Here is a 23,982-nt window from a genome sequence, read left to right as displayed (position 1 = left end):
CGTATCGCGTAAGGGGTACCCTGTTTGTCTCTCTAACCATGGAAATTATTGTAATGAAAAATGCTCATCTACAGTTTACGTTTTTGCTGTTGTCATCCACCGCTTTGGGATGCTAGTCAAGACCGATTCGTTCCCCAAAGGCAGTAAACATCTATCCGGGTCAGAACTTGCTTAATAACCCTGTTCTCCGTTACTGACCATATCTATTTTCCACTAAACACCGGCTTCCGTTTTTCAGCAAACGCCCGCATGCCTTCTTTTCGATCTTCGGTCGCAAAGGCGTTTCCAAAGCAGGCGGTTTCCACCATCAACCCTGACTGCAAATCCACATTGGCTCCTGTGTTGACCGCTTCTTTCAACATGCGCAGGGCCATGGTCGGTTTTTGCGCCAATTTTTCGGCCCATTCTTTTGCGGTTGGCAGCAATTGATCGGCCGGAACGACTTTGTTCACTAAATGGATGGCAAGCGCCCGCTTGGCATCGATCATTTCGCCGAAATAAAGCAATTCTTTCGCCACTCCTTGACCGACGATGCGCGGCAGCCGCTGCGTCCCGCCGCCGCCCGGGATGATGCCGAGGTTGACCTCTGGGAAGGCAAACTTGGCGTTCTCTGAGCAAATGCGCAAATCGCATGCGAGCGCCAACTCGCAGCCCCCGCCAAGCGCCAGTCCGTTCACCGCCGCGATTACCGGTTTGGAGGCGTTTTCAATTTTTAAAAACGCGATTCGTGAAATTTTGTTCATTTCCATCATGCCGACCAAATCCAAGTCCATCATTTCACGAATATCGGCCCCGGCTACAAACGCTTTTTCCCCCGCTCCGGTGATGACCACGGCCCCTACTTGTTGGTGGGCTTCGAGCTCATCAATCAAAGCAGATAGCTCTTGAAATACTTTTGTATTCAACGGATTGAGCGGAGGGCGGTGAATGGATACAACCGCCACTCGGTTTTCGATTTCACATTGCAAAAATTCATAGTTCACGGTTCATTCCTCCTCCTAGAATTTTTGGCAACCTAGGGTGACGTATGGCGAGCATCGCCGCTCCACCCTTATCGGACATCATCGTAATCGTAAAACCCGGCTCCCGTTTTTCGGCCGAGCCTTCCTGCCCGGACAAGCTGTCTCAGCAATAAAGGCGCTGCAAATCGGTCATCCTTAAACTCTTGATAAAAATAATCCATGACATGAAGGCCGATATCGACCCCGGCAAAATCTTGCAGCGTAAACGGCCCCATCGGGTAGTTCAAGCCGAGCGTCACCGCTTTATCAATGTCTTCCATCGAAGCCACTCCCTCCTCGACGAGGCGAATCGCTTCGATGAACTGCGGAATCATAATGCGGTTGACGATGAATCCTGGGGAATCTTTCTTCACCTCAACCGGTTCTTTGTTCAGCTTTCGGGCAAGCTCTTTCGCCTGTTCGACCGTTTCATCGCTCGTTTTGTATCCGCGTACGACTTCGACGAGTTTCATCAGCTGCGGGGGATTGAAGAAATGCATGCCGACAACTTGGCTTGGACGGTTGGTGGCAGAAGCGATTTCTGTGATGGACATTGATGACGTGTTCGTCGCTAGGATGGCGTATTCTGGTGCAATGTTGTCCAATTGAGAAAAAACTTCTTTTTTCACCTCCATGTTTTCGATGACAGCCTCAATAATGACATCCGCCTGCCTCATTTCCTGTAAGCTTGTCGATCCTTTCACCCGTTCTAGCACCTCATGTTTTTGCTCGGCGGTTAATTTCCCTTTCGCCACGCTTTTATCCATAAATGCTTCCATCCGCGAACGTGCTTTTTGTAGCATGCGTTCGTCGATGTCTACTAATATGACATCAAATCCCGATAAAGCGGCCAAGTTGGCAATGCCGCTTCCCATCGTGCCTGCTCCTACGACTCCGATCGTTGATGTCATTTGTCAAGTCCTCCTCTGTTTTTTTTAGAATTTTCTATATTATATTTGCTATTGATTATAAAAAAGGTGAAAATAAAAAAATACCTGCATGATGCAGGAAAACACGCTTATCTTTTCGACATTTTGGCGGAAGGCAGACCGTATAAGTCGTATAATTTCAACGCCATCATCAAGTTGAACCGTTGCTCTGCACCCTGCAAAGAAAAACCGAGCATTTCTTCAATCTTTTCCAAACGATATTGAAGGGTGCTGCGGTGAATGTACAGCCTTTCAGCAGTTTCCGTTAAATGGCCGTTGCAATCAAGGAAAACGCGAACTGTTTGCAGCCAGTCGGCATTCCGCCCCACGGAATGCCGGAGCAACGGACCAAGGTATTTGTCGACAAAAAGTTTCGCGGCCTCTAATTCTTTTAAATGGTGCAATACCGTATACGCCCCGAGTTCATCAAAAAACGCCACGCTTTTTCCGGGAAAATTGCGGATCATCACTTGCAGCGCCTGCATCGCCTGCCGGTAGGAAACATAATAATCTCCAATCGACGAGGCCTTTCCACCGATCCCTAAAAAGACACGGTACGACGTCTTCTCTTCGTTGATCCATCGGCTTATCCGCTGATGCCATTCGCTCCAATATTTCTCCGGCTTCTTTCTTTCTCTTGCCGCTGGGGCGATCAAAATATATTGGTCTTCAACAGCTCCGTACAACAAGCTGGAGTCCTCGGCGGCAATTCGCACTTTTAGCCGGTTCCAGAGCACCGTCTTCTCCGCATTTTGTTTGACTAAATCAACCGTCCCGTTCGATTCATCCATCTGCAAGTGCAACACAGCAAGCCGATGCTCTTCGAAAATGTTCCATTGAAATACATTGGCGTACTGAATGATGCTCTCTTCATCTTCGATTTCTGCGGCCAGCAACTTATGCAAAAAACTGTCTTTCAGCTGTTCTTTTGTCTCAAACACGAGTTTTTGTTTCATAAATTGAATCGAAAAAATATTGCGGGCCAACTCAACACCAAGAAGAAAAAAATCGTCCATTTCGTTTGGCGATGTCTCAATGGCTAAATAGCCAACCGCATCTCCACCATTATGAATCGGCCAAACCACAATCGACAAATCTGATAATCCTTCGAGCTGAATATGTCCGCCCATACGGCTTTTCCCTAGCACTTGATTGAATACCTGCTTCGCAATTTGCTGTAGCTGTTGCCCGCTCAGCCCACTTCGTTCATGTGCAATTGGCCTCATAAAACGGTCAAACACGATGACCGCTTTATCAAACATGTGGCTTACTGTTTTTGTAATACCGTGAAAATCTTCATGTCGAATCGTTTCTTTCATCAATTTTTGTTGGCATTGAAGCAGGAAACGCAAGCGGTTGGTATGATCCCGCTCCTGTTGGTACAGCCGGACATTTTCCAGCATCACGGCCACGTAGTTCGCCAGCATGTCCAAGATCTCGACATCTTCTTTTGTAAATGTCCCTTCGTTTTTCCGTTCGACGTGCAAGACGCCGATCGTTTTGAAGTTGACGACCAGCGGCACCGTTAACTCGTCTCCGCCTGGTCTCTCCAAGAAGGGGAAATAATCGCTGACCCGATAGTTATTTTTCATCATCACTTGTTTCGGACTCGCTACTTTGCCGTATAAAGGGGGATGAACAACGAAGCTGTTGTCCTCTTCTCTGTATAAATACATACAGGCGCCGCCCGCATTCGTCCCCTTGCCCGCCCGTTCAACGATTTTTTCGACAAACTGCTCAAGCGGCGTATCCAATGAAACATGCTGCGCCAGCCACTGAAGGCCGACCATTTTTCGCCGTTGGGTTTCTTTTTGCCTGGCGACTGTAACAGCAAGGGCAACATCTTCTCCAAAATCGTCAAACAACTGCCTCGCCTCAGCCAGCAAAGAAACATAACGGCGAAATCCGATCATGCAAATGCCATATTCGCTTTCTTGATCCTTAATGGGAACGCTGAACCACGTTTTAATACCGTTTTTCCTCAACAATTCGATCAGCAAACACGGGCTGTCCTCTTCCACCTCTTGAAATGTTGTGCTTCCTTCAAACAGCCGCGGCAAACAATTGGCCATTGCGATCGGGGGATGGGGAATTCCGCGCTGAAAATCTCCTTGATATAACGTCGGAACAACATGGTCTCCTTCCTTTAGCACAATCGCAATCAAGTCGCACTCTAGTTCCTCACGAAATGAGTTCACCAAGTATTGCAGCGCTTCCCCTTCCGTATTAAACTTCACCAGTTTCCGCGCTGTTGTCCGCAAATGATTTTCAATTTTTTTCATCAGTTTTTGCCGCTTGTTTTCGTCCATGGTGCTTGCCTCCTCCTAGAAATATTGATGCATTACATTTTTGCGTCCTCTCAAGAAAGTCTTCCGGCAACATCAATGGCTTCTCTTATGAGCCAAGGAGTGTCTTAGACATAGAAAGGTTGTTATTAAGCATCGTCACTTAATAACAACCTTTCGCATTTCAGCTTGTCTGCGTCTTCGCCGCCAGCGTCTTCGCCAGCTCGAGGAAAAAGTCGAGCGCCTCTGGATTGGCCATTGAGCCCGGGTTGACTGCCTTTTCGAGCGGGAAGCCTAAGAGCAGTTTCCGGATCGGAATCTCCATTTTCTTTCCATTTAGCGTTTTCGGAATTTGCTTCACCTCGTAAATTTCATCTGGAACAAAGCGCGGCGAGACGTGTTGCCGAATCGATTGGCGGATGCGTTCTTTCAGCTCGTCATCGAGCACTGCGCCCGGCTTGAGGACGACAAACAGCGGCATAAACGATTGCTTGCCCATCATTTCCAAATCGACAATGAGGCTTTCGAACACCCCGTCGACCGCTTCGACCGCACGGTAAATTTCGCTCGTGCCCATGCGGACGCCGGCGCGGTTGATCGTCGAGTCGGAGCGTCCGTAAATGACGCATCCCCCTTGTTCGTCAATTTTAATCCAGTCGCCGTGCTTCCAGACGCCCGGGTACGTGTCAAAATAGCTGTTCCGATACCGTTCGCCGTCTGGATCGTTCCAGAAAAAGAGCGGCATCGACGGCATTGGTTTTGTAATCACAAGTTCACCGACTTCATTCACAAGCGGCTGGCCGTTTTCGTCAAACGCCTGCACATCCGCGCCCAACGCGCGGCACGAGAGGATGCCGGCGCGCACCGGCAAAATCGGCGAACCGACGACAAACGCGGTGCACACATCCGTTCCGCCGCTGCATGATGCCAGGCAAATGTCATCCTTGACGTTTTCATACACCCAGGCGAACCCTTCGACCGTCAGCGGCGAACCGGTCGAGAGCACGGCCTCGAGCTTTGACAAGTCATATTGCTCTTTTGGCTTCAGGCCGAGCTTCATGCAGATGTTGATAAACGCCGCGCTTGTGCCGAAATGGGTGATGCCTGCCTTCTCGGCGAGCTCCCATAAAACGTTGCCATCCGGATACGTCGGGCTGCCGTCATAGAGCACGATGGTCGACCCGGCCAGCAGTCCGCCGACGAGAAAGTTCCACATCATCCATCCAGTCGTCGTAAACCAGAAAAACGTGCTGTCTTTCGTCAAGTTTTCTGAAATAGTCAATGCTTTCAAATGTTCAAGCAAAATGCCGCCATGCCCTTGGACGATCGGCTTCGGCAAACCGGTCGTTCCCGAAGAATACAAAATCCAAAGCGGATGGTCAAACGGAACGTCTTCATAGACGAGCTCCGCCTTGTCCGCCACGACATCATCCCACAGCACGACGCCCTCATCCGGTGCTTCCATCTGCCCGCGCCAATACGGAAGCAGCACCGTCTTTTTCAATGACGGCAATTTGGCGCGCAATTCGGATACGACCGGCATTTTGTCAAATTCTTTGCCGTTGTATTGGCAGCCGTCGACGGCAAACAAGACAGTCGGCTCGATTTGCGCGAACCGGTCAATGACGCTGCCAGCGCCAAAATCCGGCGAGCAGCTTGACCAAATGGCGCCGATCGAGGCGCACGCCAAAAACGCCATCACCGTCTCGGGGATATTCGGCATATAAGCGACGACGCGGTCGCCGCGCTTCACTCCCATCGCTCGCAATGCTTTGGCGATCGCCGCCGTTTTTTCGCCGAGCTCCTGCCATGACACTTCCCGGTACGGCACGCGTTCCGAGCGGAAAATGATGGCCGGGCGGTCGGCGCGCGCATGCCGGAAAATATGTTTCGCATAGTTGAGCGCAGCGCCTGGAAACCACTCCGCCCCTGGCATCTTCCGCTCCCGCAGCACACACTCATACGGCGTTGCCGCCTGAACACCACAATATTCCCAAACCGTTTCCCAAAATTCTTCAAGATGCTCAACTGACCATGTCCATAGTTCGCGGTACGAGTTAAATGACAACTCCTTTTTCTCTTTCAGCCAGTCCATATACCGTCGAATGTTCGATTGCCGAATTTGCTCCTCCGTCGGCTGCCAAAGAATCGTCCCTTCCGTAATCGCTTTCATTTCATCGTGCGTCAATGGACGCCGTCACCGCCTTTCTGCCGATAGTTTGTTCAGACTATTCATATGATAACATGATTTCCTATTGTTTTGAATAGTCGCCAGTTCGACAACTCTGTCAGAAAAAGATGAAACAAATTTGTTGACAACAGCGAGGCAACTGGAATATGATAAACACAAAAGTTGGTCTAAGCAAAAAAAATGTCTTTTATAAAAAATATTAACCGGAGGGAAACTTTTATGGCACAAGGAAAACGTTGCCGCCTCTCCGATATGAAACCGGGCGATCGATTTCGCATCGAAAAGGTTGATGTTCCTGATCCTATGTTAAAAAGGCGGTTGCTTGATTTGGGATTTGTACCCGGCGGGGAAGTGAAGGTTGGACAAAGAAGCCCGCTTGGCGACCCGACCGCCTATCGCGTTTGTGGAACGACGATCGCATTAAGGAAAGAAGAAAGTGACTATATTTACGGGGAGAAGATCAGCCATGACTGATATGACGTATACGATTGCCTTAATGGGAAATCCGAACACCGGCAAAAGCACGTTGTTCAACGTCTTAACGGGCCTGCGCCAACATACCGGCAACTGGCCCGGGAAAACGGTCACTCATGCGGAAGGAGAATGCCGCCACCGCGGCACGTTGTACCGGATCGTCGACTTGCCGGGAACGTATTCGCTCTATTCCAATTCAGCCGATGAAGAGGTGGCGCGCGATTTTCTCCTGTTTCAACGTCCTGACGTCACGGTCGTTGTGGTCGACGCTACGGCATTAGAACGCAACTTGAATCTAGCGCTTCAAGTATTGGAAATGACCGACCGCGTCATTATCGCTATCAATTTGATGGATGAAGCGAAAAAGAAAGGCATTCATATCAATACAAAAAAATTAGCCGTCAAACTCGGCGTGCCGGTCGTGCCGATCTCGGCCCGCAACCGGGAAGGAATCGATGCACTGCTTGATACAGTGGATGCCATGGCGCATGGCCGCATCAACACCAACCCGCTTTCCATCCGGTACAGCCCGGAAATCGAACGAGGCATTGCCAAACTTCTTCCACTCGTGAAAGACGTGATGGGAGACACGTATCCTGCTCGCTGGATCGCTCTTCGTCTCCTTGACGGCGATACATCGCTGCTTCAAGCGCTGAAACAACCGCCGCAACCATTGATCAAGGAGGGGAACGCGTATGCCTGTTGCGGATCCATCAAATCGATTTGACCGCTTAATGACAGAAGCGAAATCATTGGCGCCGGACAATGTGCGCGAGCAAATCGTTGCCGCCATCTTTCAAACATCGGCCGAGCTTTATCGAGAATGTGTCAATCATACGAAGAGCGTGAAACGTGATCGAACGGAACAGATTGACCGGATCGTCACGTCGAAGCGGTGGGGATTTCCAATTATGCTGGCGCTTCTCGCCGCTGTCCTTTACATGACGATCGCCGGCGCCAACGTATTTTCCGATTCGCTCGCCCGCTTGTTCGGAACGATCGAAACGTATCTCACCATGGCCTTTCAAGCGATTCACGCCCCCGACTGGTTGCACGGCCTCATTGTACTTGGCCTATACCGCGGCACGGCTTGGGTCGTCAGCGTGATGCTGCCGCCGATGGCGATTTTCTTTCCCGTATTCGCTTTGCTCGAAAATTATGGCTACTTGCCGCGTGTCGCCTTTAACATGGATCGCTTGTTTAAAAAAGCGGGGGCGCATGGCAAACAATCACTGACGATGGCCATGGGCTTCGGCTGCAACGCGGCGGCCATCATGTCGACGCGCATTATCGAATCACCGCGCGAACGAATGCTGGCCATTTTGACCAACAACTTCGTCCCCTGCAATGGACGTTGGCCAACGCTGATCCTGCTTTCGTCCTTATTTATGGCAGCCGGCTATACAGGCGGATGGAAAACGTTCGTTACGGCGGGTGTGGTCGTCGCCATGGTGTTGTTTGGCATCGTCGTCACGTTGACCGTTTCATGGGTCTTATCCAAGACGGCCTTGCGCGGCATTCCGACCCATTACACGCTGGAGCTGCCGCCGTACCGACGCCCGAAAATCATGGAGACGATCATCCGGGCCACCCTCGACAAATCACTCTATGTGCTGAAACGGGCGGTAACGGTTGCGGCGCCGGCCGGCATTCTGACATGGGTGCTCGGCAACGTTCACGTGGGAGATACGACCGTGCTGGCGTATTTAGCCGACTGGCTTGACCCATTTGCCAAAGCATTGGGATTGGATGGCTACATTTTGATGGCGTTCATTTTAGGCTTGCCAGCCAATGAAATTGTCGTGCCGATTTTGCTGATGGGCTATTTATCCGCGGGGGCGCTCACTGAAGTCGATGGCCTGCATTCTCTAAAACAAATTTTGCTTGACCACGGCTGGACGTGGCTCACCGCCCTCAATATGATGCTGTTTTCCCTGCTTCACTACCCATGCGGCACGACGCTCGTCAACATTTACAAAGAAACGAAAAGCGCGAAATGGACGTTCGTCGCCTTTGCCTTGCCGACAGCGATTGCCATTGCGGTCACCTTTACGACCGCACAGCTGGCGAGATGGTTGGGGCTTATTTGATCTCTTCTCGAGACTGGCTTAACAGGCTGTCCCGCTCCGAACTTTCTCCTCTCACCTTCTGTTTCAAGAGGAGAGGCTTCTCAGTAAGTAGTGCCGACAATAAAGAAGGATGTCCCGCTTTTTTTGAGGACATCCTTCATGTTTGGCATCGATGTTCCTTGCTAACACCTGCGGATCATATAGAGCCTTCTTGACAAGCCTTCGAACCTTCCGGCCATAAAACGTATAATTGTTGCGCTCCCCCTTTGCTTGATAAAGACCTGGTCGGCGTGGACGCTCAACTTTTTTCGAGGTGTTTCCATCCGATGGGCAAACAACGATTCCTATGCTGATTGTAGGTTGCCCAGCGCTGTCTTTCAGCAATTCCGTGCTGCTCTCTGCTTCCTGCTGAAAAACTCACCTAATTATTCATATCGAAAATTCTTCTCTGCACTTCATGAAATTTCAGTTTCGAAATATATGCGACTTTCTCACTATCGAAAAAATGAGCCAAATACGTTTCGCCAACTTGGGTAATTTTTATTATTTTTTTTAAATTGATAATATAAGAGCGGTGAGTCTTAAAAAAACAATTGTCCAGCTCCCTTTCAATTTCGTTCAGCGTCTCCGTTGTTTCATATTGCTCATTTGCCGTGTGAATGACCGTTTTTCTGCTTTCCTTTTCCACGAATAAAATATCTTCCATCGGCAGCAAAACAATAGAGTTTTTCGATCGGATTCCAAGCCTTTTGCTCGGCTGTTTCGCTTTTACAGCGGCGCATTGCTTGGCCATTTCAATCAATTTGCGGGCCTTTTCCAACGCATAAAAGAGACGCGTTCGCTCAATCGGTTTCACGATATAATCCGTAGCGGACACTTCAAAAGCCTCTACGGCAAATTCATCGTATCCAGTAATAAAAATCACCTGGAGGGCAGGCAAAAGCTGCCTGCATATTTTGACCGCCTCCATGCCATCGAGCCCAGGCATATTGATATCGACCAATACAATATCCGGCTGTTCTTGGAGCACAAGCTGCAAAAACTCCTCTCCGCTTGTCGCCTCAGCCACAACGTTGTAATTGGGGAATAAGTGGATAAAATGCCGCAAAATCGTTCTTGAAGACGCATCATCATCAGCAATCACGATTTTTAAATCATTCATTGCTTCCTTCCCTTCTTTCTATCCTCCTATTCCAACTGATCCCCTCGCGATTGACAGAACATCGGCACTCCTAAAATTTCCTCTAACTGAACAATGCGAAATACTTCATTTACTTCCGGTTGTATTCCGAAAATCATCACTTGTTTTCCGTCCTCCTTTAAGGCATCAATGAAATGAACGAGCAGCCCGATCCCCGTCGAATCAACAAAAGGGACAGCTGACAAATCGAAAGAAACCGTATGGAAACACCTGATTTCTTGAAACATCGCTTCCATTGCCTCTGTTGCCTCAATATCTAAGTCCCCTTTAAAATAAACATCTACATTCTGCCCATTTTTCGCCAACTCATATAAAAACATTGTATCCCCCTCAACTTTTTTAATTGAAAATCATTTGTCCGTTTTCGTCTAACGCCGCTTCAATTTGGCGATGTTCTTTTTGGAACGTGTAAGCTGTTTTACCGATTTGAACTATTGTCCCCTCTTTCACCACACCAAATCTCACTGTTTGGCCCTCAGGCACGGCAATGTGTGTAACGACCCCGGAATCCGAACCAGCCTCTTGAATAGACGCCCCTTTTCGGGCGTAGGCGCGGCCGCCGCGCATAACCCCTTTTACGTTTAGAAAACCGCCGGAATGAATCGTACAGTTATAGCATCCTTGGCCAAAAACGGTTATATCGCCGCTGCAGTAGATCGTGCTATTCAACGCGTAGGCCATCTCGATATAACTGCTTTCGCCATTGACATCCGTGTATTGTTTCATTGTTGTCTTTATGTCCTCAAGCAGCTTGGCGAGCTGTTCAAGGGAATGGAGCTCGTTCGGGATGCTCGAGAAAAAACAGCGTTGAAACCGCTCAGCTAAATCGAACCAAACCGGATGAAACTGCTGGCGGTCGCCCCTTTTGGTCACCTCAATATACTTGTGCCCTACTGCAACTAAAGGGCGGAATTTATAATCCATTAAAAGCTTGATTAATGGGAACAGTCCGTTCTGTTTCCAATCTGTCCTTTTAAACGCCGGAGAACTGACTAGCTGCTTTATAGAGGAAATCATTTTTTCAATATATCCTTCGATTGTGATTAACAAATGCGCGAGCTCGGAAGTCAGTATATGGCCTGTTCCCGCCGAGATGACGCTTCCAATGACATTTCGTCTGATAAAGACAGCTTGTTTTGACGTAATCGTCGCTCGAGTGACATTTTGAAATATCGTAATATTGCCCTCCGCCTCGACGCTCATCCCGTCTTCGACGTTGCCGGTAATGTCGACGTCGCCATGAAACCGAATATTGCCCGAACCTAAATCGACGTCGCCTTGATGAGTAAGCTTGTCCACTATAAATATATGCACATCTAGCCCTTGTTGCCGAAATACGGGCCGCCCGTTGGCCAACGCCACAATTTTCGTTCCATTTTCAATCGCCGTTACTCCTTTTCCTAAATAGACAGCCACCGGGTAGACAGGTTTAGGCGGAATCGGCTCATTCGTCACCGTCACGCCCGGAACGCCCGGGACCGGGGGATGAACGATCGCGATGACTTGCCCCGGATGAACGGAAGGAATATTGTTTACTTCGCGGAAATCAACAGTGCCGTCTTCCCGCAGTTTCGGCCCCGCCTGTTTACTGTCCAAATTGACCGTTAACTCCACCCAACCGTTTTTTCCTTGCTGCGGTTTCACTCCTCTAGCAATGACGAAATCACCCGGTTTTGTCGTTTTGGCCGCTTCAGCCATCGCGATAAAATCAAGCCCTTGGACAATATTCAACGATTTTAGTTTTTGCAAAACCGGTTTGTACTCGAGAGTGTTTTGCACTTCAATGTGCTGTTCGGCTTTTAACTCAATATGGTAATCAGGGTCGATATCTTTTATTTGAAAGCGTTTTTTCACCCCCGGCTCTATGCGCAAGATGGCGTGCAGCTTGTCTTCATCAACGATGATATCCCATTTTGTCTCGACCGTTTCCTCCGCCGTTTGTATTTCTAATTGGTCGCCTTCCGTGATGACCGTCGTCCCCGTCACTGGCTCGCCATTTTTTAAAAGCAGAACGCCTTGCCCCACGGTAATGGTCGGATAGCATAGCGGCGATGGACGATAAAAAATTTGCCCTCCTCGTACCCATGCTTTTCCGCTCAAATGATCCTCAGTTACTTTGGACCGCGCTCCGCCCACACTGGCCGAATCGGATTTTTCTTCTTCAGCAACGCTAGACGGCTCAACCTGCCTTTCTACTTTCGTCAGCTTTACAATTGCTGGTTTGAAACCGATGCGCCAAATTCCTTTTGTTTCCCGTTGGATAATTTCGATCTGCACCTCTTCACGTTTGCTTTGCAAAATCGCTAGGCCAACGTGAATCGCCTCATCGATGTTTTTTCCTTTCGAAATGATCGTTTGCCCCATCGCCGCCCCCCCTTGCCAAAAGTTTATGTTTCTTGATGAATTTTTACTATCACCATGGTCATATCATCTTTTTGCATAGCGCCTTCCGTAAAGGTGTAAATATCCTCTATCACACGCTGCCCCGCCTGATGCGCTGGACAGCTGGCGTATTTTAATAATGCGCGGATAAGACGATCACGCTGAAATTGCTCCTTTTTCCGGTTTTCCGCCTCGATAATGCCATCAGTATAAAACAACACGACATCGTCCGTTTCAAGAGCGATCTCTTTTTCTTCATACACATATTCAGGGAACGCGCCAACCATGATCCCCAACGTCTTAGGAAGTTCAACGACTTTCCTTTCTTTGCTTTTCAACAGCAAAGGCATCATATGGCCGGCGCTCGCATATGTCAGAACGTTCGTATGCGGGTCCCAATCAGCACAAACTAGTGTGACAAACGATTTCAAGGAGCGCAAATCTTGACAGAGAGCTTTGTTCATCGCCGTCAGCGTCTGACTTGGGCTTTTACTGCTTTCTGAGGCGCTGCGAAACGCTCCGCGCGTCAAAATCATTAACATTGCCGCGGGAATCCCTTTTCCCATCACATCGCCAATCACGATACGGACTTTTCCGTTGCCGAGCGGGTAAAAATCATAGTAGTCTCCGCCAATCAACCTAGCTGGAATGGAAAGGCCCTTCACTTCTGCACCTTTTACATCAGGAACCGAGCCATTCAACAATTTCGTTTGAATATTTTTCGCCAACTGAATTTCTCGCTCCAGCCATTTCTCCATATCCGGTTTATTGGCGAGCGGCCGACCGTATAGATAGATGTTCTCACTGAAATACATCAAACCGCCCTCCCGGCAATCGTCTCCAACATCGTCAATAAACCGACCGTTTCTAAAATCTCGTGTATTGGCCCACTCATCCCTTTTAGTTCGATTGAAAATGAATGTTCGATGGAATGATAAATGATTTCCATGATCGCTCCAACCCCTGTAGAGTCAATAAATTCCAATCCAGAAAGATCAATAGTCAACCCCTTGATGCCTATAAGCTTTTGTATATAACCTTCCAATATATGGGCGGTCGATATATCAAGTATTCCCCTGATTTCCAAATTGGCTGCCTCATCATCGAAGTGCAACCCGATCTGTAACCCCATAGCAGCTGTTTTTCACTCCTATCTAAACAAAATTAAAGGATAAAACGGCTCATCTGTTGAAGCAGCGCATTAGAGATGTATGAAAGCTCTTTTGACTGACCATGAAGCTCTTTCAGTAAATCAGACAATTGGATCGTCATCTCTGTGACTACCGCCGTTCGGTCATTGGCGATCACTCTCATTTGCTCAACCTTCTCCAAAACAGTCATCACCTTTTGATCCCCCGGAAATGCTTTTAATACATTTGCCATTTCGTCTAAAAATGCATGGATTTCATTCAGCCATTCTCTCGATTGAAGCGTTGTTCCCACGGCCAACTCATACATTTTCTCGACCGACCGCGAAGCCTCTGCTTCAAGCACGACGGATGAACGCTGAGTTTTGACCGCCTGCTCCTTTACGTCTGTGACGAGCACATTCAGCTTTTGAACCATTTGATTCACATCGTTTGAAAGTTCTTCTAACTCGCTGCCATCCTTCACATGGCTTTTTACCGTCAAATCCCCAGCCGCCAACTGTTGCATTTGCCGTTTCAGTTTTTGAATGTTTTCATAAATGCGGTTAAAAAATGGAATCGTCACTACAAACAGCGACAGCAAAGACAATAAGCTTGAAGCGATTAAAATAATCGAATAGTTATAGAATGGCGCAGTCATTTTTTGATAGTCCAACACTAAATAAAGAATGCGATGATCGCTGATCGGCAGAAAAACTTTATACAGTTTTTCGCTGTTGACTTCTTGGACAGACAGTTTTTTTGCCGGATTGTCTACCAACTCTTTCATCATATCAATATCTTGTTTTGTATGGTACTTAAACTCGCCGTATTCTATTTTCTTCACCGGCGGATAAAAGTTTGTTTCCAAAGCAGGGTTTTTAAATACCGCCGCATTTAATACGGAAATATCCTTGATATAGGAGCTTCTTCGCTTGATTTGTTCGATCAACTGATCCGGACCCGCCTGCTTGGTGAACTGGTATACGTCCCCCGCTTGAATAAACGGGTTAATAATATAATCCGATCCGGGCGGATGATAGTAGGCGTACTTAAAAAAGCGCGGCTTGTCCTTATGGGAGCCGGATTGGACAATTGGGAGCACGAAGATGTTTTGGCTCGCATACCCTTCCTCCCCGGCAACCCGCGGCATTCCCCCTTTTAAGAGGGTGTCCGCGTATGCATACACGGTTTTTCCGTAACTTTTGGTGCTGAATCCAATATCTTTTGGATCCGTCGACTTCGTCGCTACAATATCGTCGCCCTTTCGTTCAAAAATCGTCAGCCCGGCCAGTTGAAACCTCTCTTTCATCTCTTCCAACTGCTCATGGCGAATATGTCGGGCTTCCGGCGTACGGAGAAGATCGCCGATATGCCGTGCGACCGCTACCATTTGCAAGTCAATTTGGTGCTCGATCATTTTCGACGCCAGCTCTGTTTCCTCGATCCCTTGCTCGACGCCGCGAGCTATGAGCAACGACTTTTCATAAATATCGGCTTCGATTTGCCGATTCATAAAATAAACTTGCAACATACCAAACAGGCACGCAATGACGATAAGCAAAGAAAATACTTGCACTAAAAACCGCTTTCTTAACGTTATTCGCCTCATCCATCCAACTCCTTCGCCTGCTATTCACGGGCAGCAATCCGCTTCGTCGCCAACTGCTGCAATTTGACTTTATCGGCCTTCCCTTGGCTGACCGGGATCTCATCGATGGTGAAAATATGATCGGGCACTTTATAAGAAGCGAGCCGCTCGCGGCAAAATGAGTAAAGATTCGTATCGCTTACATGTTCTTTCGGAACAACGAAGGCGACAATTTGCTCTCCAAAAATTGGATGAGGAATCCCCACAACCGCTGCCGCAAAAATGCTCGGATGACTGGCCAACAAACTCTCGATCTCTCCCGGAATCACCTGTTGCCCACCTTTTTTAATCATTTCTTTTTTGCGGCCGACGATTTCAATCGCCCCGCTTTCTGTCATCCGCGCTACATCTCCGGTATAAAACCATCCATCCCGGTAGGCTTCCTGCGTTAAATCCGGGCGCTGATAATATCCTAAAAATCCGTTAGGCGTCTTGACGACCAATTCACCGATCTCCCTTTTGTCCGGAGCATTGACGATGGCCGCCTCAACCCCTGGAACTAATTCCCAATCCATTCCTTGGCGAACATCGTTTTTGCTAAACATCACACCGCCAATCTCCGTCAAGCCATATATGCTTATGATGCGGCAATGGTCAATCGGCCGCACGGCTTCGATAAAATCGGCCGTAATCCTCTCCCCCGCCAACCCGATGAGCTCGAGCGGCTCGAGCACCGGTTTTTTCGCCAACAAGTACAGCGATCGAAATAGTGACGGGCTTGTCACCAACTTATTGACAGGATGGGTGTGCAACAGTCGAATGATATCGGGAAAGTGAAATGATTCAGTAGCAACAAAATGCAGCCGTTTTTTGATCGATACTACCATTAAACATAGCCCGAATAATCCTGAAAACGGAACTATCCCAAGCACTTTGTCCGATGCAGAAAGAGACAGCGCAGCAGATAACGCTGCATCGCCAAATTGGATAAAGTTGAAATCAACCATCACCCCTTTTGGGACCCCAGTGCTCCCTGACGTACACGCAATGATGTCAACAGGCTCGCTTTCAACCGGCTTAGGCATCCCGGCAACGACCGTTGCTTTCCAATGATCCCCTTTTACCGAATCATAAATGATCGTTTCCTCTCCCGTGCCATGAGCCCATTGGGAAACGGCATTGAAAAATTGAAAATTTTGATGTTGCCTGATGGTCAAAATCACATGCGGATTTATGAATTCGAGCAAGCGGGATAAATCTTCGCTTCTTAAAAACGGACTGATCGGCACAGCAACCGCTCCGAGGCGGTTAACGGCCAACAGTAAACTAAGGAAACTGGAAGCATATGGAATCATAAACGCTACTCTTTTTCTTTGGACGGGGCCGAGCTGCGTCAGGAGAGAACAGTATTTGTTTACTTCCTGCCGTATATCGTCTAGCGAATAGCTGCCCGTTTGCGACGTTAAAATCGTCTTATGAACATCTTCGTTTTTCCCTTCCTCAAATATCCATTTGTATAGCTGGCTCATATTATTTCTCCTTTCCCAACTAACGACTTGTACAGTCCACCAACGGTTCGGAAGTCCAAATCGTGAGGAATTTGCCCAATTTCTAACTGAAGCTTTTCAGCCAATACGACAAGCAAATGAACAAGTTGCAACGAATCAACCCCTAAGTCATTTTGAAACGAAGATTCGGCGGTTACTTGCTCCACCGGCACTTTTGCCTCTTCAGCAATCAATTGGCAAAAGTCAGAAAACCCCATCGATATCCCCCGCTATTCTTGAAACCATGATGCGGCATATCCGCGAATATAGTGCAGTTTATAATTGCAACAATGTCCTTCATCGTCGAATTCGAGCAGTTGTTTTCCAACGGGCAACCGATCATATAGGCGATAAATGTGCTCGCTTGGCACCATAGTATCCCGTTTTCCATGCACAAGCAAAACCGGATGGCGAAACGTTGTCCTTTCTAACTGTGGGAGCCAAACCGACCCCTTTTCTTCGCTGACAAACTGTACCCTCTCAACAAAATAGGCAGGCAGCTGAATTTCTTTACTCTCGAACGCTGGAGAAACAGCCGCCACTTTTCTCACTTTCGGATGGCCGCTGCTGTAAATGGCCCAAGAAGCGCCAGAGCTGGTGCCAAATACGCAAATCGGCAGCGAAAAGTGCGAAGATGTCCAGTCGATCAATAAATGAATAAACTGCTCCCAACGCCCGGCGGCGCCTTTTAAGCCGCTATGCACATACGTTTCGCCTTGGCCAGGGCCGTCAAAACTGACAGTCACAAACCCGTTTTGCAAAAAATCGTCCTCATATGTGAAAAGTTCTTCTTTCGTTGAATCAAGCGGATTGATGATAATGACCGCCCCTTTGGCCTTAACGGGCAGCCGAACCCTTCCAAAACACGTCTTACCCTCCACATCGAGTTGGACGTAATGAGTTTCGAGCGGCGACAGCTCATCAGCTATGCGGGCGGCTTGCAAGCTTTTTAACAGCCATTCCTTCTTTTCCTCATTCCGTTCCGGGATGATCCATTGCGCCAAATGGTAATAAAGGCTCGCCTTCCGCCAAGCGGTTTCCGCCTCCGCAGCCGGCAAACTCACCGCTCTTTCAGCCCATGAACGGGCGAGCGCCCCCCATGTTTCCACCCAGCTTTCTTTATCGACCAAAAAAGAGCGGATCGAAGAAATATCGTCCTTCTCCACCCCATGGACAATCCATCGGTCCCAAAAACCATCAATCCACTTGGCGGCGATGATCGTTTTTTGCATCGTCTTTAAGCAATCCGTTGACATTGGCTCCCTCCTCGGCGTAAAAAACTAAAACAAGCACGGAACCTTGCGAGGAAGTAGATAGAAACACTTTTTGGGCTATTCTCATGATTAACGTAAATCCCTGACCAAGCGATTTCTTTGTTGAATATCCGGATAGAAGCACCATTTTCGGAAGTTCCTTCATCGGGAATCCAGGTCCTTGGTCCTTCACAATCAACCGCAACTCCTTGCTTGCCTTGTCCTGGATCAGCGACATTTCTCCCCATTCCGCATGTTTAATGACATTTGTCACTGCTTCGGAGACGGCAAGCAACCAGCTGACAAGGGCCAATGGGCCAACGCCGAGAGCTTCAAACGCCTGCTTGGCCAACTCCCTGCATTTCGGAATGTCTGAGCGGGAGCGGATTCCGGCCCGGCAAATGATCGTTCCTTGTTCAAGCCGCCCCACTTCTTCCTCCTTAACGAGCAGAAATTTCCCTTGAGTGGCGGCGTGCATCACATCGCGGTATATTTCCCACTTTTTCTCATCAATATCACGAACATTGCATTTTGGCTGACAAGAACAGGAATGCGCAGGGCGGCCAAACAGCTCATCCTTGTATATGTCATACGCTTTTAACATGGCATTAGTGAAAATGGCTGTTTCGTTTAACTCCTTTATTTCTTGTTGAATATCCTGTCCATTCTCGCCCCACTCGAGCATCAATTCACTTAAATAAAGGACATAACTTTCCAAGTCTTTCTTGTTATTTTTAAATGTTTTCGTGGCTAGCGATTCATAAAAGAAACGATCCACACCCCGTGCCCTAATCCCAATATATTGGCCTAGTTTTCTAGCAAGAAACGCTCGTTTCGTTCGATGTAACAACTCCGGCAGCGGCAGCTCAGGCATGCAAAACAAGGGAAAAGAGGCCGTTTCTTCATCGGAGCGACGAAAGAAGCTTTTAAACAGTTTCGCCACCATCCCACCTTCTCTCCTATAATATTCCAAGAGGCGGGGTAATGACGATTTCGTCGATCAAGGCATCTTCCGGTTGGGCAAGCATGTAAACAATATGCTTCGCTAATGTTTCAACTGGAATCATTTGCTTGACATCCAGTTGATGGTCGATACGATCCCAAAAACTGCTTCTTACCGCCCCAGGAATGACGGCGGAAACATATACACCTTGGGCTCTTAACTCCGACTGAAGCACCTTCGTTAAACCGAGCACTCCAAACTTCGAGGCGCAGTACCCTCCACATCCTGGAATTGCGGTGACGCCCGCGACGGATACCATATTTAAAATTCTTCCTTTTCTCCGCTCCACCATATGCCGCCCAAAATGTTTGCAGCATAAATACGTTCCTCTTAAATTCACCGATATCATCGTATCAAACTCATCGGTCTGTGAATCGAGCACATTCGCAAACGTTCCGACCCCCGCGCTGTTAATCAAGGCATCGACCGAGCCTAACGTGCTAACCACATCGCATACAAAATCTTTGACTGAACGTTCGTCAGCAACGTCCACTTCCGCCAAGAAAACATTCCCGTAACTGCTGAACTGTTCTGGGCTCATCTGTTTTATCGTCCGGCTGCCTAACGCTAAATTAGATCCAAGTTTTGCTAGTTGTTTCGCCGTTTCATACCCAATGCCGCGACTTGCCCCCGTAATAACAATGTTTTTTCCTTTTAATGCCTTCATATCAAACATGTTTTTACTTCTCCTTATGCGGTCCGAAATATTCAAAATAGTTCTTCTGTGTCTCCCATAGTCCAATTTTATAAAGAGACGAAAGATGCGGGGCAAGAAGCTCCCAAATGACGATCACTATATTCTCTGCCGTCGGGTTGATTTGCTTAAATTCATCTGTATCCAGGTTAAGATGTTTATGATCAAATTTCACTAAAACCTCCCTATTTACAATTTCATCTAATTCCGCTAAGTTTACCACCATCCCAGTAATCGGATCGGGTTTTCCGATTACAGTGACTTCCAGACAATAATTGTGGCCGTGGCCGTAACGATTATTGCACTTGCCAAATAACCTTTGGTTTTCTTCATTAGTCAATTGATCGCTATGCAACCGATGGGCGCTGCTGAAATAGTACCTTCTCGTCAATTGGACCAACTCTTGTTCCTCCTTGACTGCATAAAGCGTCTCATTTTCCTGCAGTTTCACTTTGCAAAGTTGACAGCAGCTAAATTTTCCTTGCAAAACATCCCAAATGTACGTGACCATCATCTCAGTCGTCGGAATATGTGTTTGAAAATATGGATGTTCTTGATTGAGAAATTTTCCGTCTAATTCGGCAGAAACTACTTCTTTCATAATGGCATCGACTTGAGTGATATTAACGACAATACCGGTGAGCGGATTGACAAGCCCTTTTACCGTCACGTCAAGCTGATAATCATGGCCATGCCCGTTCAAGTTGCTGCATAGGCCAAAAACAGCTTTATTTTTTTCCACACTCCAATCCTCAATCCAATACCGGTGTGCTGCCGAAAATGCAATTGTACGTGTTAAGTAAAGCAATATTTATACACCTGCCAACATTGATGTTTTGCTTATGTTAACTTACCCGGTTTTCCTAAAAGATACCCTTGCGCTGCCGGCACTCTCAAAAGCTTCGCTTGGGCGAGATCCACTTCTTCCTCAATTCCCTCTAAAACGAGCACCATTTTGCGGCCGCAGTAGCTTGCCAACAAACTGACCATTTTTTGTTTTTCTTCATTGGCTGCCAGCCCTTGAGCAAAGTACCGATCCAACTTCACATAATCAGGCTGCAATTCAATAATTTTTTGCAAGGTCGATGCCCCTTTGCCAACATCGTCAATAGCAATGTAAAAACCATACCCTCTCATCAACTCTATAGCTGCTTTTAACTCTCCATCCTTCCATATACCCTCTTCTTCTTTTGTCTCGTTCAATTCGAACACAATTCGGTTTTCAATATACGGAAAGCGTTCAACTACTCTTTCCAAAAACGGTTTAAATTCATGATGCAAAATAGTAGAGGGATATACATTCAAAAAAAGCAGCCTTCCCTTATTCTCTAAAAAAGGAAACTGAAAGATGGAACTTTCCAGCAGTGCGAGATCGAGTTCGTATAAACATCCTTCCTCCCGAGCCTTTTGAAAAAGATGCTCAACGTTATTGATCCCGTTTACCCGCAACAGCGATTCATATCCAAAGATGCTCCAGTTAAACAAGTCCCACAGCGGCTGGTAAACATGTTCAAACTGTCGTTTGTCGATCATTTCTCTGATAGAGACCGTGATCACACTTTCACTATCCTTCCATAGTCATTTAATCCTATAAACACCACCGATGAATGGGACAATTAACCTAATATACCTTTTGTTTTAACCTTAACCTTTTTTTCATGTACCTGTCTAACTCCATTCTCGCACATGAAGCATCTATACAGACTTTATAAGCACACAAAAGGACATATAAAACCTTTTTTTCGACTTTTTACGACATGTTCAACTCTCGTTTTCGTTATTTTTTGTCATAAAATGCAAAAACGCCCCTTACTTATGAGGGCGCTTTTCCTCCCATATGTGTATTAGTTTTTCAAGAAACACGTTTACCTCCAACGGTTTTGTCATGTAATCCGTAAATCCTGCTTTTAAAGCCCTTTCAATCTCTTTTGGTACCGCATTGGCACTGAGCGCAATCATCGGAATATGCTTTGTTCGTTCATCGCTTTGCAACATTTCCAACACCGTATATCCGCTTATATCTGGGAGATGAATATCGATGAGAATCAAATCAAACCAGCCACTGATAGCCTTTTGCAAGCCTTCGCCGCCATTGCAGGCAAACGTTAACAAAAGATTGGGAAACGGCTTCAAGATATGCTCCAACAGTTTCAAGTTGGATATATGATCTTCGATGTATAAAATTTTTTTGTTTCCAAGCTTCAATAGCCTCTCCTGATTCACCGGTTTGTTTCGTGATGAATGCGGCCAGCTGTGAAAATAACTGACAGCCGGAAGACTGAACGAAAAGTCGCTTCCCACGCCCAACTTGCTTTTCACCTCAATCGTGCCGCCCAAAAGACGGATAATCTGCTTGACAAAAGCGAGCCCAATGCCATTGCCGTCGACATGAGTGCCTTTTATGCGATAAAATGGTTCAAAGATATTTTCTTGTTCTTCATCCGGGATGCCTATCCCATTATCTTTTACATGTATAACCACTTTTTCCTGATCATATTTCCCTTCAATGAGGACGGTACCGCCATCACGATTGTATTTAATGGCATTGTCAAGCAAGTTTAATAACACTTGTCTCACTCTCGTCGCATCTGTGTATAAATACACTTGTTCACTGAAGCTCGATCGAGCTTGAATGTCGATGTTTTTCTTATTGGCTAACGGTTCGACTAATTTAATGCTTTCTTTAATAATGTCGTCTGGATGGACTACATCATAAGTTAAGGGCAGCCTTCCTGTTTCGATCCTTGCCAAGTCTAACATTTCGTTGATTAAATTTAATAAATGGCGGGCACCTCCCAATATTTCTTGCACAAACTCCCGCTGCCGGCCCTTTAAGGAAGGATCCATCTCCAACAATTGGGCGAACCCTAGCACTCCGTTCAATGGCGTTCGAATTTCGTGGCTCATGCGTGAAATTAAATTAGATTTCGCCTGGTTGGCCTTCTCCGCCTCCTCTTTTGCCCGCAGCATCTCTTGTTCCATCATTTTTCTTTCTGTAATATCGATCGCCGAACCAACCACTTCAATCACTTTGCCATCTTTTTTTATGGGACGTAAACTGACTAAATAATCAATCCCGTTTATATTCCCCTCATAGTACAATGTTTCCCCGGTTTCCCATGTATACCGATAATATTGTTCTTTTTGATCGGCAATAGGCTCCGGTAAAAAATCATGTAATCTCTTACCTAGCACTTGTTTAGGATCTATGCCGAAATCATTGAGTAACTCCCCTCCGCATAACGTATGAATAAAACTTTCCTCTCTTTTCACAAATTTAAAAATCATGCCTTGCTGCTGGCACATGGCATTCCATAAATCTCGTTGCACTTTTTTGATGCGCTCCTGATATTTTATTAGTTCTGTAATATCTTTTCCCACCACAAACAACCCTATGACATCTTTCTTTTCCACTATCGGAATAAAAGTAAACTCCATGATGACTCTTTCTTCCCGAGACGTTTTCACTGAAGCCTTAAAGAAACATGATTGACCTTTTTCTACTTTTCTTAAGCATTCATCAATTTTTTCATCATCATGCTCATAAAATAGGTCGTATAAACTGGTCAACGGTGCATCTTGATGAACCTGCAGGATCTCTATCGCCTTTGGATTGATGCTTACAATTTCCCCCTTAAGGTCAGCAGACAACACAAGATGCGGATTGTAATCGACTAAACATTTGTAATGAGCTTCAGTAAAGTTTTTTTTTTCGCAAAACTTCACGCCGTTCGAGATAAGCAATTACATTAGTCATGATCAATATAGCCATTGTAATAAAAGCGAGGATGTAAGCCAAACTATTAACCGAAATCAAGGATGCCGATTCCGCTCGCATTATTTCTTGGCCATAAGGCAGTTGGAACAATGTTCCTTTCATCGATATATAATGCATTGCTGCGATTCCTCCTCCCAGGACAACGGAACGAACCGCCTTTTTTAAAAACTGATCGTTCTTTACACGGCAGGCAACAAACAGGATAAACAATGTCAAAAACGAAGCGAAAAATGAAATAGCGATCGACAGACAAACAAAAAACGGATGATGATGCATAGACATCTCCGTTTTCATAGCCGCAACCCCTACGTAACAATGGAGTCAGCCATCCAACATTGTTGCGATGGATCGTTATGACCTATATTTAAGAAGCTGTTGTTTCACAAAAAACATCCATGAGTAAATTTTACTCCCCACCCAGGCATGAAAATCCATCTCTCCTTCCATAATGGAGGAT

General features: G+C 46.9%; 21 protein-coding genes and 1 pseudogene. 3 read left to right on the top strand and 19 right to left on the bottom strand.

What is annotated here, in order from left to right; translation table 11 throughout:
- Nucleotides 1-203: 203 nt before the first annotated feature.
- The 4 genes from ABS784_RS15770 to ABS784_RS15755 form a co-directional block, all read right to left on the bottom strand.
- Nucleotides 204-983: an enoyl-CoA hydratase/isomerase family protein gene (locus ABS784_RS15770; protein ID WP_020279180.1), complete on the bottom strand. Its 780-nt coding sequence runs from the start codon at nucleotides 981-983 to the stop codon at nucleotides 204-206.
- A gap of 68 nt (nucleotides 984-1,051) precedes the next feature.
- A complete protein-coding gene (locus tag ABS784_RS15765) occupies nucleotides 1,052-1,912 on the bottom strand; it encodes a 3-hydroxyacyl-CoA dehydrogenase family protein (RefSeq protein ID WP_013145560.1) in 861 nt (286 codons plus the stop codon).
- 107 nt (nucleotides 1,913-2,019) lie between these two features.
- Nucleotides 2,020-4,239 (bottom strand): helix-turn-helix domain-containing protein, encoded by a 2,220-nt coding sequence (locus ABS784_RS15760; protein WP_020279178.1) that lies wholly within the window; start codon nucleotides 4,237-4,239, stop codon nucleotides 2,020-2,022.
- Nucleotides 4,240-4,399: 160 nt separating this feature from the next.
- Entirely contained in the window at nucleotides 4,400-6,388 is a 1,989-nt protein-coding gene (locus ABS784_RS15755; RefSeq protein WP_162924036.1) for an acetoacetate--CoA ligase, read from the bottom strand.
- A gap of 237 nt (nucleotides 6,389-6,625) precedes the next feature.
- On the opposite strand from ABS784_RS15755, the gene ABS784_RS15750 reads away from it, so the two are divergent.
- From ABS784_RS15750 to ABS784_RS15740, 3 genes are read left to right on the top strand one after another with little or no spacing between them, the layout of a single operon-like run.
- Nucleotides 6,626-6,880 (top strand): FeoA family protein, encoded by a 255-nt coding sequence (locus ABS784_RS15750; RefSeq protein WP_011230980.1) that lies wholly within the window; start codon nucleotides 6,626-6,628, stop codon nucleotides 6,878-6,880.
- Entirely contained in the window at nucleotides 6,873-7,607 is a 735-nt protein-coding gene (locus ABS784_RS15745) for a FeoB small GTPase domain-containing protein (protein WP_011230979.1), read from the top strand. Before ABS784_RS15750 ends, ABS784_RS15745 begins: the two co-directional genes overlap by 8 nt.
- Nucleotides 7,576-8,970 (top strand): nucleoside recognition domain-containing protein, encoded by a 1,395-nt coding sequence (locus tag ABS784_RS15740; RefSeq protein ID WP_011230978.1) that lies wholly within the window; start codon nucleotides 7,576-7,578, stop codon nucleotides 8,968-8,970. The genes ABS784_RS15745 and ABS784_RS15740 overlap by 32 nt, the downstream gene beginning before the upstream one ends.
- A gap of 400 nt (nucleotides 8,971-9,370) precedes the next feature.
- On the opposite strand, the gene ABS784_RS15735 is transcribed toward ABS784_RS15740, so the two are convergent.
- The 15 genes and pseudogenes from ABS784_RS15735 to ABS784_RS15665 all read right to left on the bottom strand — a co-directional run.
- Nucleotides 9,371-10,111 (bottom strand): LytR/AlgR family response regulator transcription factor, encoded by a 741-nt coding sequence (locus tag ABS784_RS15735; protein ID WP_023634114.1) that lies wholly within the window; start codon nucleotides 10,109-10,111, stop codon nucleotides 9,371-9,373.
- Nucleotides 10,112-10,137: 26 nt separating this feature from the next.
- A complete protein-coding gene (locus ABS784_RS15730) occupies nucleotides 10,138-10,470 on the bottom strand; it encodes an STAS domain-containing protein (protein WP_011230975.1) in 333 nt (110 codons plus the stop codon).
- 19 nt (nucleotides 10,471-10,489) lie between these two features.
- Complete coding sequence (locus ABS784_RS15725) at nucleotides 10,490-12,514, bottom strand: FapA family protein (RefSeq protein ID WP_318538787.1); 2,025 nt, start codon at nucleotides 12,512-12,514, stop codon at nucleotides 10,490-10,492.
- Between the two features lie 23 nt (nucleotides 12,515-12,537).
- Nucleotides 12,538-13,347 (bottom strand): PP2C family protein-serine/threonine phosphatase, encoded by an 810-nt coding sequence (locus tag ABS784_RS15720; RefSeq protein WP_023634116.1) that lies wholly within the window; start codon nucleotides 13,345-13,347, stop codon nucleotides 12,538-12,540.
- Nucleotides 13,347-13,664 (bottom strand): STAS domain-containing protein, encoded by a 318-nt coding sequence (locus tag ABS784_RS15715; protein WP_011230973.1) that lies wholly within the window; start codon nucleotides 13,662-13,664, stop codon nucleotides 13,347-13,349. The genes ABS784_RS15720 and ABS784_RS15715 overlap by 1 nt, the downstream gene beginning before the upstream one ends.
- A 32-nt stretch (nucleotides 13,665-13,696) precedes the next feature.
- Nucleotides 13,697-15,271 (bottom strand): HAMP domain-containing protein, encoded by a 1,575-nt coding sequence (locus tag ABS784_RS15710; RefSeq protein WP_011230972.1) that lies wholly within the window; start codon nucleotides 15,269-15,271, stop codon nucleotides 13,697-13,699.
- A gap of 20 nt (nucleotides 15,272-15,291) precedes the next feature.
- Nucleotides 15,292-16,779 carry a class I adenylate-forming enzyme family protein gene (locus ABS784_RS15705; protein ID WP_023634118.1) on the bottom strand — a complete coding sequence of 496 codons (1,488 nt, stop codon included), beginning with the start codon at nucleotides 16,777-16,779 and terminating at the stop codon, nucleotides 15,292-15,294.
- Nucleotides 16,776-17,015, bottom strand: coding sequence for a phosphopantetheine-binding protein (locus tag ABS784_RS15700; RefSeq protein WP_023634119.1), 240 nt, complete (start codon nucleotides 17,013-17,015; stop codon nucleotides 16,776-16,778). The genes ABS784_RS15705 and ABS784_RS15700 overlap by 4 nt, the downstream gene beginning before the upstream one ends.
- A 12-nt stretch (nucleotides 17,016-17,027) precedes the next feature.
- Nucleotides 17,028-18,053 carry an alpha/beta hydrolase gene (locus ABS784_RS15695; protein WP_011230969.1) on the bottom strand — a complete coding sequence of 342 codons (1,026 nt, stop codon included), beginning with the start codon at nucleotides 18,051-18,053 and terminating at the stop codon, nucleotides 17,028-17,030.
- Entirely contained in the window at nucleotides 17,995-18,996 is a 1,002-nt protein-coding gene (locus ABS784_RS15690; RefSeq protein WP_011230968.1) for an ATP-binding protein, read from the bottom strand. Before ABS784_RS15690 ends, ABS784_RS15695 begins: the two co-directional genes overlap by 59 nt.
- 13 nt (nucleotides 18,997-19,009) lie before the next feature.
- Nucleotides 19,010-19,729: an SDR family oxidoreductase gene (locus ABS784_RS15685; RefSeq protein WP_011230967.1), complete on the bottom strand. Its 720-nt coding sequence runs from the start codon at nucleotides 19,727-19,729 to the stop codon at nucleotides 19,010-19,012.
- A gap of 4 nt (nucleotides 19,730-19,733) precedes the next feature.
- The gene (locus ABS784_RS15680) at nucleotides 19,734-20,555 is read right to left on the bottom strand and encodes a 6-carboxytetrahydropterin synthase (protein ID WP_041467847.1); all 822 of its coding nucleotides are present in this window, start codon (nucleotides 20,553-20,555) and stop codon (nucleotides 19,734-19,736) included.
- A 32-nt stretch (nucleotides 20,556-20,587) separates the two neighbouring features.
- Nucleotides 20,588-21,304 (bottom strand): EAL domain-containing protein, encoded by a 717-nt coding sequence (locus ABS784_RS15675; protein ID WP_131873535.1) that lies wholly within the window; start codon nucleotides 21,302-21,304, stop codon nucleotides 20,588-20,590.
- A 252-nt stretch (nucleotides 21,305-21,556) separates the two neighbouring features.
- A complete protein-coding gene (locus ABS784_RS15670; protein ID WP_131873532.1) occupies nucleotides 21,557-23,491 on the bottom strand; it encodes a PAS domain-containing hybrid sensor histidine kinase/response regulator in 1,935 nt (644 codons plus the stop codon).
- A pseudogene (locus ABS784_RS15665) lies at nucleotides 23,442-23,825 on the bottom strand (hypothetical protein); the annotation flags it as partial. The pseudogene ABS784_RS15665 and the gene ABS784_RS15670, both read right to left, overlap by 50 nt.
- Between the last annotated feature and the right edge of the window lie 157 nt (nucleotides 23,826-23,982).

It is taken from the genome of Geobacillus sp. G4, from assembly GCF_040327975.1.
In the GTDB taxonomy this organism is placed as follows: Bacteria; Bacillota; Bacilli; order Bacillales; family Anoxybacillaceae; genus Geobacillus; species Geobacillus thermoleovorans.
The sequence above is the reverse complement of the archived record's forward strand: the minus strand, read 5'-3'. Positions and strand labels throughout refer to the sequence as shown.